Below are 11,625 nucleotides of genomic sequence, written 5' to 3' on the forward strand. Positions count from 1 at the left end.
GCCCCCGCCCCCATGAAGGGCATGGCCGAGTTCAAGGGCTTCATGGTCCCCACGGACGAGAAGGCCTTCCTGGAGCGCCTGCACCACATCAACCAGACGGAGATCCTCCAGGCGCAGCTGGCCGAGAAGAACTCGCAGAACCCGGACGTGAAGAGCTACGCGCAGAGCATGATCAAGATGCACACGGACGCCGACCAGAAGGTCATGACCCTTGCCACGACCAAGAAGCTGAAGCTGGCGGAGCCGAAGCCCCTCGACGACATGGAGCGCAAGGCGATGGCGGCGGCCAAGGCCGAAATGGCGAAGCTCGAAGTTCTCAAGGGCTCGCCATTCGACTCCAGTTACATGGCCGGCCAGGTGGCCGCGCATGACATGGCCATCGGCAAGGTGATGGCCGCGCAGCACGGCATGAACGCCACGGGCGAGCTGGCCACCCTGATCACCACGCTCACCCAGGAGCTGCCCAAGCACCGCGACATGGCCTACCAGACGCTCGGCAAGGTGGATGACGCCATGGGCATGGGCGGCTCCGGCATGCAGGGCGGCGACATGGACCACGGCATGATGGAGCACGGCAACATGAACCCCGGCTCCACGGGCACCCCCGGCGGTGCGACGAAGACGAAGTAGTTCAACCGCGGTGCACCGTGCAGCACGTTGAAGCCAGGCGCCTCCCGAAGAGCATTCCGGGAGGCGCCGCTTTCATGCATATTGCCGCGCCATGTCACGACTGATTGCCCTGACCTCCTGCCTCGCCGTCCTGCTCGTCGGCTGCTCCAACAGCGCCGACGCCATCTGTGACCGTCGGAAGGAGTGCTTCGACTCCGACCTGGACACCGGCAAGTGCGCCGACAAGATCAACGCCTGGGAGGAGGAGAAGGAGAGCGAGCAGGACGACCGGCGGGCGCGCACCTCGGAGTGCTCGGAGTGCATCGCCGACCGCACCTGCGCGGAGGTCCTCTCCTTCTGCATCGACGACTGCTTCGGCATTCCCTGAAGCCTTTCGCTACTTGCGCGTCCAGCGGTCCAGCCAGCCCAGCACCTCGTCGTGCCACTGGAGGCTGTTCTGGGGCTTGAGCACCCAGTGGTTCTCGTCCGGGAAGTAGACGAAGCGTGACGGGATGCCGCGGCGCTGGAGCACGGTGAAGGTGGACATGCCCTGCGTGTCCACCACGCGGTAGTCCTTGCCACCGTGGATGACGAGCATGGGCGTCTTCCACTTCGCCACGTGGTCCACCGGATTGTGCTTCGCGTAGGACTGCGGGTTCTCCCACGGCGTGCCTTCGTGGTCCCACTCCGGGAACCAGATCTCCTCCGTGTCGAAGTAGGCCATGCGCTCGTCCAGGTTGCCGTCGTGGTTCACGAGGCACTGGAAGCCGTCCGGCCAGTTGCCGGCGATCCAGTTGACCATGTACCCGCCGTAGCTGCCGCCCAGCGCGCACCGCTTCTGCTTGTGGATGAAGGGGTAGCGCTGGAGCGCGGCCTCCAGGCCCTTCTGCAGGTCCACCAGCGGCTTGCCGCCCCAGTCCCCGCGGATGGCGTCGGTGAAGGCCTGGCCGTAGCCGGTGGAGCCGTGGAAGTCGACCATCACGGACACGTAGCCGCGGCCCGCGTACACCTGCGGGTTCCATCGGTAGTGGAAGTGGTTGCCGAAGCTGCCCTGCGGTCCGCCGTGGATGAGGAAGGCGAGCGGGTACTGGCGCTTCGGGTCGAAGTCCACGGGCTTCACGACGAAGGCGCGCACGGTCTCGTTGTTCCAGCCCTTGAATTCGAACTGTTCGAAGGCGCCGAACTTGAGGCCCGCGAGCGCCTCCTTGTTCATCTGGGTGAGCTGCCGCGCGCCGGTGCCGTCCGCCTTCGCGGCCCAGAGGTCCGCGGGCGAGTCCAGATCATCCATCGCAAAGACAAGCTGCCCGTCCGCCGCGGGCTGCGCGCCCTCGGCGTTGCCGGCCTGGGTGAGGCGGCGCGCCTTGCCGGTGGCCACGTCCAGCGCGAACACGGGGTTCTGGCCCACGTCCCCGGCGGTGGTGAGGAGGGCAGTGCCGTCCGGGCTCCACGCGAGCGAGCCGGCGGAGTGGTCCCAGTCCTCGGCGAGCACGCGCTCCTGGCCGCCCGGCCACGCGCGGAGGATGACGCGGAAGCGGTCCGCCTCGTAGCCAGGGCGCGACATGGCCGCGTACGCGAGCGTCTTGCCGTCCGGGCTGAACACGGGGCTCGTGTCGGTGGCGCGGTTCTTCTCGGTGAGCTTGCGCGGCTTCGTCTTGCCGTCGATGGGCGACAGGAACAGGTCCAGGTCGGTGGACCACGCCTCGGCGCGGCCCGCGTCGCGCGCGGAGAACACCAGCCCCTTGCCGTCCGGCGTGAAGGTGAACTCCTCCGCGCCGCCAAAGGGCTTGCTGGGCGCGTCCGCGTCCATGCCCTTCATCACGTCCACGGGCGTGCCGCCGGTCACGGGGACGACGAACAGGTGCGAACGCGTGCCGTCCTTCCAGCTGTCCCAGTGGCGGAAGAAGAGCTGATCATACGCGCGGCCGGTGTTCTTCTTCTTCTGCGCGTCCGCGGTGCGCTGGGTGTTGCAGGTGAGCGAGCCGCAGTCGGGGAACACCTCCATGGACACGGCGAGCTGCTGGCCGTCGCGGGACAGCGCGAAGCTGCCCACGTCGAGCGGCAGCTGCGTGACGGGCTGGGGCTCACCGCCGTCCACGGGCAGGCGCCACACCTGCGAGGAGCCGCCGCGCGAGGACAGGAAGAAGAGGCTCTTGCCGTCCGGGGCCCACACGGGCTCCGCGTCGTTGTCCGCGTGCGCGGTGAGCTGGCGCAGGTTCGTGCCGTCCAGGTTGACGAGCCACAGGTCGGTGCGACCACGGTTCGCCTCCAGGTCGGTGGAGCGCAGGACGAAGGCGACCTGGCGGCCGTCGGGCGACACGCGCGGGCCGCTGACCCGGCGCATCGTGACCAGGTCCTGCTGGTTGAATGGACGGGGGGCGGGCGCGGGGCCCGCGCCGAGGGCCAGGGCCGCGAGAAGCGACAGGGACACGGTGGGTTGCTCCTGGAGAAAGGGGAGCCGGACCGTGCCCGCAGGAGGGGGCGCTGTCCACCGCTGGATGCGGCCCGTGGCCCCGCGGCCGATGGGCTGGAAGGCCCTGACGCACGGTGCTAGAGACGGGGGCATGAACGCACCCATCGTCGTCCACATCTGGTCCGACTTCGTTTGACCCTGGTGTTACGTCGGCCTCGGTGAGGTCGAGAAGCTGAAGAAGGAATACGACGTCCAGGTGGAGTGGCACCCCTACTTCCTGCGCCCGGAGACGCCTCCGGAAGGGCTGCCGTTGCCCGACTACGTGCGCCAGGGGATGAAGAACCCCAACAACCCGCTCAAGCTCCGCGCTGCCGCGGCCGGGCTGACCATGGTGCAGCGGGACATCATCCCGTCCACGCGCCGGGCGCACGAGGCCGCGGAGTACGCGCGCGCGCAGGGCAAGCTGGAGCCTTTCCAGGCGGCCATCCTGCGGCGCTACTGGAGCGACGGCGAGGACCTCTGGCAGTGGAGCACGCTGCGCGGCGCGGGCGAGGAGGCCGGGTTGGATCCGGACGCCTTGCAACGCGCGGTGGAAGAGGGCCGCTACCGGCAGGTCGTGGAGGAGTCCGTGCGCGAGGCCCAGGAGATGGGCATCCGCGCGGTGCCCACGTTCATCCTGGGAGAGAAGGTGGCCATCCAGGGCGCGCAGGAGTACCCGGCGTTCAAGCGGGCCATGGAGCAGCTGGGCGCGAAGCCGAAGGGCCAGGGCTGACGGGGGCTAAAGGCCCTTCACGAGGATGAGCAGCCGCGCGAAGGTCTCCGGACCTTCGCCGGCCAGCCCCTCCGCGAACTCCAGGAACTGGGGCGCCTGTTCGACGTGCTTCGCGACGAGCTGGAAGCACTCCACGGCGGCGGCGTCCAGGGTCGCGACGGGTGTGCCGGGGCTGTCGAGGAGCGCCACCACCGCCGGGTGCCCGAGCAACACCCAGCGCACCACGGACGCGCGCAGCACGAGGAAGAACACCGCGCGCAGGAGGCTCTGGGACTCGGTGAACGGATGGCGAAGGACGTGGTTGAGCGCGTGGTGCAGGAAGTACTGCTGCACGCGCTCCCCGTGCAGGGAGTCCAGGGCCGCGCGACGGGTGACGTGCAGGTGCCACGCCTCGTCGGGCGTGGTGTCCGCGCCACCGTAGGCCGCTCGCACGTCGCGCATGAGCGAGAGGAAGCGGGGGCTGCCCACGTGGGCCTCGCGTGAGCGGAGCACGGCGCCGCAGATGCCGGCCCACGGACCTCCGGGCAGCTCCAGTGCTGCGAGCTGGCCGCGCAGGGACTCCAGCGTGTCCATGGATCCGGCATCACGCAGGATGAGCGCGAGCCGTGCGTCGGCGGTGGGCGCGGACTCAACGTCCGGCGACGCGTCCTCCGCGCGCGGCTGGAGTCCCGTCGCCTCCTCCGCGAACGCCGTCGTCCCCGGGAAGTAGAAGTCGCCCAGGTCCAGCGCCATCCGGCCCAGCGCATACAGTCGCGTGGCGAAGGGCACCTCGCGCCGCGCGAGCAGCCGCAGCATCGCCTCGCGCACGGTGTCCGCGTGGGCCGTCCACGCGTCGTCGCCGGAGGCCACCTGCCGCGCCAGTTGGGGACGCAGGGCCTGCGCTTCGTCCACGGGTCCGAGCACCAGCGCATCGTCCGCGAGCAGGCACAGGCGCGCCGTCTCCGGACACGCGAGCGACCCGGCCATCTCCACGCGCGTGCCCCAGCGTGTCAGCACGCGGGGGAAGACGGAGCAGCCATCCGGCAGCACCGCTTCGCCGTGACGCCGCTGGAGCGAGCACAGCTTCGCTTCATCCAGGAACGCGCAGTGTCCATCCGCGCGCTTGCCCAGGAGGCCCGCCTGCGAGCCCGTGGTGTCGTCCGGGTTGGGGGTGATGAGGGCGGCGACGCGCGCCTCGTCCGGACCGCCCGCGACCCGCTGGCGCAGCAGACTCCAGCGCGCCTCGCTGATGGGCACCGTGAGCCCCGCGCAGCAGGTGTCCTCGCACGCCTCCGCGATGCAACGGAAGCGCGCCATGTAGCGGGGGGCGGAGGCGGTCATGGACGGGAGTCTACTTCCCGCGGCCCAGGGCCTTCTTCACGAACCCCCAGAAGCGGCCCGCGCGGTCCTTGAGGTCGGCGCCCCGGCGTTCCTCGGCGGCGTTCACGGCCTCCTTGCTCACCTGGAGCTGCTTCTGGAGCTCCTCGGGCGAGTAGCGCGTGGCGAGCGTGGCCTTCACCTCCTTGCGCGTCGAGTACTCGCGCGCCTCCACGTGCAGCACGCATTCCGAGTCCAACTTGAGCGTGACGGCCACGCGCACGGAGCCCTTGGGCCCCTTCGGCAGGCCTTCCACGCGCACGGTGCCCAGGTACTCGTTGGCGGAGATGTGGTTGTCCTCGCCCTGGAAGATGGACAGCTCCATCCGCTCTTCGTTGTCCTGCGACGTGCTGATGGCGAACGAGCGCTGCGCGGGCAGCGGGCTGTTGCGCTCGATGACGCGCTTGAAGCCGCCGCCGGGCATGGCCACGCCGATGGTCATGGGCAGCACGTCGATGAGCACCACGCTGCTCACCTTGTCCACCGAACCCGAGTACAGCGCCGCGCCCAGCGCCACCGCTTCGTCCGCGTTGACGCTCGCCTGCGCGTTCTTGCCGAACAGGCCCTTCAACTTCTCGCGCACCAGCGGCATGCGGCTCATGCCACCCACGAGGATGATGTCGTCCACGTCCGCGGCGCGCAGCTTGGAGTCCAGGAGCACGTCGCGCACCACGTCGATGGTGCGGTTGAGCAGCGGGTCGCAGATCTTCTCCAGGTCCTGGCGCGACATCATCACGCGCAAGTCCCGGGGACGGCCCCCGTCGTCCATCATCAACATGGGGATGTGGACCTCGAAGGTGCTGCGCTCGGAGAGCGCCATCTTGGCGCGCTCGGCGGCGTCGCCCACGCGCGAGAGGGCGATGCCGTCTCCGCTGAACGCGATGCCTTCCTTCTCCTGGAAGCGCTCCAGGAGGAAGTCGACGATGAGGTTGTCGAAGTCGATGCCGCCCAGGAAGATGTCGCCGCCGGTGCCCAGCACCTCGAAGACGTTCTTCTCGATGCGCAGGATGGTCGCGTCGAAGGTGCCACCGCCCAGGTCGTAGACGAGCACCTTCTTGTTGAGCTCGCGGTTGAGGCCGTACGCGAGCGCCGCGGACGTGGGCTCGTTGAGGATGCGCTCCACCTTGAGGCCCGCCATGGTGCCGGCCTTCCGGACCGCTTCACGCTGGGGCTCGGAGTAGTAGGCCGGCACCGTCACCACGGCGCGCTCCACCTTCTGGTTGAGGTGGGTTTCGGCCATCTCCTTGCACTCGCGAAGGATGATGCCCTGCACCTCTTCCAGCGACAGCACGTCGTTGCCCAGGCGCACGGCGGCGCGGCCGGCGGCGTCGGGGGTGATCTCGTAGTGGAAGCGCTCGCGGACCTGCTTCACCACGGCGCTGTCGTAGGGACGGCCCACGAGGCGCTTGGCGCCGTAGATGGTGTGCGTGGGGCGCAGGACCAACTGGTTCTTCGCGCGGTGGCTGACGAGCAGCTTGTTCTGCGCGTTGAGCGAGATGACGGAGGGGATGGTGTTGTAGCCCTCGCGCGAGCGCAACACGATGGGCCGACCGTTGGACAAGAGCGCCACGCAGGAGTTGGTGGTGCCCAGGTCGATGCCGATGACGGGCCCGGTGCCGGAGAGCGTCTGCGGCGGCGTGAGGTAGATGGGGCGCACCTGGCCGTTGGCGTCCAGCGCGGGCGGCGGCGCAGCGACCGCGGGCGCGGCGGCGGGCGCCAGCATCGCGGGGGCGCTCGGAGCGACAGGGGCTGCCGGGGCTTGACGCACCGACGGAGGAAGGATCGGGTTCGGCGGGGGCGGCGGAGCGGCGGGCCGCGCGGGGGCACGGCCCGGTGAGGACGTGGGCTCGCGCATCAACTCCAGCGGCCCTTCGTCCATGGACAGGTCGAAGTCGAACTCCGCGCTGCCACCGGAAGGCCGAGGTGCCGGCGGCGGAGACATGGGCTGCACGGGCGGCACGATGGAGCGGCCCGTCGTGGACACGGGCTCACGCGACAGGCCCGGCGCTCCAGTGCGACCGGCCGCGGAGCCGGGCTCCTGGGACAGTCCTGGCGCTCCGGGACGACCGACGGACGACGCAGGCTCACGCGAGAGGCCGGGCGCTACTGCACGGCCGGCGGCGGAGCCGGGCTCTTGCGACAACCCCGGCGCTCCGGGACGACCGACGGAAGATGCGGGCTCACGCGACAGGCCCGGCGCTCCAGTGCGACCGGCCGCGGAGCCTGGCTCTTGCGACAACCCTGGCGCTCCGGGACGGCCCGCTGCCGACCCGGGCTCACGCGACAGGCCCGGCGCTCCGGGGCGACCGACGGAAGATGCGGGCTCACGCGACAGCCCGGGTGCTCCTGCACGGCCGGCGGCGGAGCCGGGCTCTTGCGACAACCCAGGTGCTCCCGGGCGACCGACGGACGACGTGGGCTCACGCGACAGCCCCGGCGCTCCAGGACGGCCCACGGACGACACAGGCTCATTCGACAGCCCGGGTGCTCCGGGACGTCCCGCCGCGGATCCGGGCTCGCGCGACAACCCCGGCGCGGAGCGACCCGTCGACGACACGGGCTCACGTGACAGTCCCGGCGCTCCGGCACGACCCGTCGACGACGTGGGCTCACGCGACAGGCCCGGCGCACCAGGACGACCGACGGACGACGTGGGCTCACGCGACAGCGGCAGGGGCCGGTGACGTCCCGGCGAGGACGCGGGCTCGCGCGCCAGCTCCAGCGGGCCGTCGTCCATGGACAGGTCGAAGTCGAACTCGGCGCTGCCTCCGGAGGTCTGCATCGGAGGCGGAGGCGGCGGTGCGAAGGACTGCGCGGGAGACGCCGGTGCGACGCGCGGAGGCGGCGGCGCGGGCTCGAAGGCGTCGGACATATCCAGCTCGAACCCACCAGCGTCGCCGGAGTCCGAAACCGGTTCGTCCTCCTCCACCGAGAACCCCACCTCGATGGGCGCTTCATCGAGCGGCTCGCCCATCGCGATGGGCGCATCCACGATGGGAACCTCGAACTCGAAGTCGAGCCCGGGCAGGGGCTCGTCACCCTCCTCCAACACTCCCGGCACCGTGGGCGGCGGCGTGCCCGCGATGAGCTCGTCCAGCGGGATGTCCACGTCGTTGTCGGAGTCCGCCAACGACAGGCCGAGGTCGTCCTCGGGAGGCGCCAGCGAGAGCGGCTCGTCGGGAGGCCCGAACGAGAACGGCTCGTCCTCCGCGGGCGCGGCGCTCGCGGGAGCATCCAGGTCATCGAACAGCGAATCGAGCGCGACCCCACCGGACGCCTGTGCCGGGGCACGCGACGCTGCGGCGGGAGGCGCCACGGGACGCGGCGGCGAGACAGGACGCGGCGGCGCGGCAGCCAGGGGCGCGACCACCGGGGCGATGGACGGCAGCGCCGACACCGCACCCACGGGAGTCACCGGGGCCCCAGCCGCCGGCTTGCGCTGGAGCATCAGCTCCACGAGCGCGCGGCTCGCCGTGTCCAGCTCCTGGAACTGCAACCCCATGCCCGGCGGACCGGCGGGGTCGTTCACTTCGCGCACCCAGCGCACCGTGGCGCTGCCCTGGAGCACGCGCACACCGTTGGCGATCTGCACCTCGAACCGCACGGGCGTACCCACCGGCTGCGGCGTGCGCGAGCGGATGAACATGCCCCCCGGACTGAGGTTGGTGGCGAACTCCTCCGTGAAGCTCCCCACGGACTCATGCTTGAGCTTCACCAGCAGACCGACCGACTTGCGGTCCGTGGTACGCCGACCTTGATCCATGGGTCGGCACTGTCCCTGCCCGAGGCCTTTCCCTCAAGGGGGTTCTGGTCCCTTGTCCGGCCGTCCGGTATCCCTTCGGGACCCCAGGTGCGCCTACAACTTACCTGTATGTCCCGGCTATCCTGGGACTTCATTTCCTGAGCAGGGAAGTCCGGGTCCGCCGGACGGGAGTGCCTTGATGGACGCGGTTCCCCGGTTCACCCCGGTTCCCCTGCACGCCCGGTGGCTGGTGGACCGAAGGCACGACCTGCTCTCCACGGTGGGAGGGCTGGGCGCGAGCCTGGCGCTGATGGCGTTGCACGTGCTGGGGGGCGTGAGCGGGCCGCCGCTGTGGTGGGCGTGGGTGCTGCTGCTGGACGGGCCGCACCTGTTCGCGACGGTGTCGCGCACGTACCTGGACTCCCGCGAGCGCAGGACACGGGCCCGGCTGTTGTGGGGCAGCCTGGGCTGGTTCGTGGCGGGGCCGGCGGTGTTCGGGGTGTCGGTGCTCGCGGGGCAGCGCTGGCCGTTCGTCGTGTTCGTGACGCTGGCGGCGCTCTGGGCGTACTGGCACGTGGTGCGGCAGCACTACGGCATCATGGTGCTCTACCAGCGCAAGGCCGGCGAGAAGGACGCGTGGGACCGGCGGTTGGACAGCCTGACGTTGTACGTGGGGCTGCTCGCGCCGTTCGTGGCGTTCGCGCTGACGCATCCGGGAGCGCGCCGCCGGTTGGGCCTGCTGGACGAGCCGACGTGGGAGGCGACGGTGGCGAACGCGTGCTTCGCGCTGGTGCTCGCGGTGGTGGGGGTGCTCGCGGCGCGGCAGGTGTGGCGGTGGCGCGCGGGGCGCGGGGTGAACGGGCCGAAGCTGTTGATGCTGGGCGCGGCGCTGGGGCTGACGTCGCTGGTGTTCTGGCCGTCGGTGTCACGGCGGATGGACTTCCTGATGTTCACCGTGGCGGTGACGGCGTTCCACAACGTGCAGTACCACGGCATCGTCTGGTTCTTTCACCGCAACCGCTACCACGCGGAGGGAGTGGACCCGGCGGCGTTCGGGTGGGCGCCGAAGGTAAGCCAGCGGTTCATCATCTACGCGCTCTGCGGGCTGGTGTTCACGCTGACGTACCGCGCGTTTGGCTGCGGGATGGGGCTACATCCGGGCTGCGGCGCGTTCGACACGAAGGTGGCGCTGGGCGGCGCGGGGCTCACGCTGCGCGACCTGATGGAAGGGTTCATCTGGGGCTTCGCGCTGCACCACTACTTCCTGGATCAGTACATCTGGCGCGTGCGCAAGGATGCGAGCTTGAACCAGGACCTCAAGCTGGGCATGGCCACGGTCTGACACCGCAGGTCGCGTGGTAGCGCGGCCCCGAGCCCCCTTCTGAATCACGGCGTCACGAGCCGCAGGAACGCATCCTGGTTCCAGGTGGCCCCCGCGCCATCGCGCTGCCAGCCCGACACCACCAGCCCCTGGTCCGGCGTCGCCACCAGCGTCGTCGTCGCCAGCGAGCACGTCCCACTGGTGCACGTCCCCGGCGCCAGCGTCCGCGCCCCCAGCAGCGCACCGTCCGCCGCGTAGCGCGTCAGCGTGTTGCCGCACGCCACCGCCACCGGGCCCGTCGACTCCACCGCGGCCACCGTGCCCACCGACGTCGCACCGCACGTGGGCTGCTTCGCCCACTGCGCCTGCCCCTCCGCGCTCGCGGTGAGCACGAACGGCCCGCCTTCATCCAGGGTCGTCTCGCCCCACACCACCAGGCCCACCGCTTCACCCGCCACCGCCACCGTGCCGTTCGCGCCCACCGACACCGAAACCACACGGCCACTCACCCCCGGCACCTCCTGGCCCCACGTCAGCGCGCCGTCCGCGTCGAACGCGAGCACCACGAAGCCGCCCGTCCCTTCCGCGTCGAACGTGCGCCCGTCCACCGTCACCGGGCCCACCAGCCGCCCCGCGACCACCGACGTGCCCGTCGCCGACAGCGCCACCGCCGCGAGCGACGTGCCCTCCGCCGCGCCCTCGAACGTCTGCGTCCAGCGCACCGCGCCGTCCGCCGCGTAGCGCACCAGCTGCGGCGTATGGGCCTCCGTCGTCCACTCCTCGCCCAGCGCCACCACGCCGCCCGCCGCGTCCGCCGCCACCGCGTAGACCTTCTGCCCCACGCGGCGCTGCCACTCGGGCGCGCCGGCCGCGGAGAACTTCACCAGGAAGCCGTCCTGCGCCTCGCCCAGCCCGAAGTCCGCCGGGTACAGGGGCGCGTTGCCGGACAGGAACACCGCGCCGTCCGTGCCTGTGGAGCCCGCCACGCGCAGGTCCGTCAGGCGGTTGCGCTCGAACTCCTTCGCCCATGCCCGCTTGCCGCCCGCCGCGTAGCGCGACAGCGTCAGCACGCGCCGCTCACCGTCCACCTGCTCCCGGTCCTCATCCGAGCGAGGCGTGCCCGACGTCACCCACAGCACGTCGCCACCCCGCCCCACCGCCAGCCCGGCGCCCGTGTCGTCCTGCGGGCCGCCCAGCGTGTGCGTCCAGGGGCTCACGACCGGAGCCTTGGGGGCGTTGGAAGCCGGAGCCTCCGAAGTGGGGGCGCCCGTCGTCGGCGCCTGGGTACCGGGCGAGGGAGCAGCCGCTTCGGGGGCCGGCGTCGGGACGGGGCCCTGGGCTTCCGCGCGAGCGTCCCCAGCTTCGGCTTCCGCGGCCGAGGCACCACCGCAGGCCGTTCCACCCAGCCCCAGCAG

General features: G+C 71.0%; 7 protein-coding genes and 1 pseudogene. 4 read left to right on the plus strand and 4 right to left on the minus strand.

All coding sequences use genetic code 11. The features are described 5' to 3' along the window. Both D7V97_RS31570 and D7V97_RS31575 read left to right on the plus strand, forming a co-directional pair. The coding region (locus D7V97_RS31570) for a DUF4142 domain-containing protein (RefSeq protein ID WP_147445047.1) at positions 1-630 on the plus strand (630 nt) is incomplete at its 5' end. A 91-nt stretch (positions 631-721) separates the two neighbouring features. Next, positions 722-997, plus strand: a complete 276-nt coding sequence (locus tag D7V97_RS31575) for a hypothetical protein (RefSeq protein ID WP_120614342.1) — start codon at positions 722-724, stop codon at positions 995-997. Positions 998-1,006: 9 nt separating this feature from the next. Here D7V97_RS31575 and D7V97_RS31580 read toward each other — a convergent pair whose 3' ends face one another. Continuing rightward, complete coding sequence (locus D7V97_RS31580) at positions 1,007-3,037, minus strand: S9 family peptidase (RefSeq protein WP_120614343.1); 2,031 nt, start codon at positions 3,035-3,037, stop codon at positions 1,007-1,009. A 190-nt stretch (positions 3,038-3,227) separates the two neighbouring features. Here D7V97_RS31580 and D7V97_RS31585 point away from each other — a divergent pair. Then, positions 3,228-3,791: pseudogene (locus D7V97_RS31585) on the plus strand (DsbA family protein); the annotation flags it as partial. Between the two features lie 6 nt (positions 3,792-3,797). Here D7V97_RS31585 and fliB read toward each other — a convergent pair. Next, positions 3,798-5,111, minus strand: coding sequence for a flagellin lysine-N-methylase (fliB, locus tag D7V97_RS31590; protein ID WP_120614345.1), 1,314 nt, complete (start codon positions 5,109-5,111; stop codon positions 3,798-3,800). A gap of 10 nt (positions 5,112-5,121) precedes the next feature. Beyond that, positions 5,122-8,910 (minus strand): TIGR02266 family protein, encoded by a 3,789-nt coding sequence (locus D7V97_RS31595; RefSeq protein WP_120614346.1) that lies wholly within the window; start codon positions 8,908-8,910, stop codon positions 5,122-5,124. A 178-nt stretch (positions 8,911-9,088) separates the two neighbouring features. Between D7V97_RS31595 and D7V97_RS31600 the strand changes: the two genes are divergently transcribed. Next, entirely contained in the window at positions 9,089-10,231 is a 1,143-nt protein-coding gene (locus D7V97_RS31600; protein ID WP_120614347.1) for a hypothetical protein, read from the plus strand. A gap of 44 nt (positions 10,232-10,275) precedes the next feature. Here the strand turns inward: D7V97_RS31600 and D7V97_RS46550 are convergent. Continuing rightward, the coding region (locus tag D7V97_RS46550) for a hypothetical protein (protein ID WP_255424856.1) at positions 10,276-11,625 on the minus strand (1,350 nt) is incomplete at its 5' end.

It is taken from the genome of Corallococcus sp. CA053C (assembly GCF_003611675.1).
Taxonomy (GTDB): Bacteria; Myxococcota; Myxococcia; order Myxococcales; family Myxococcaceae; genus Corallococcus.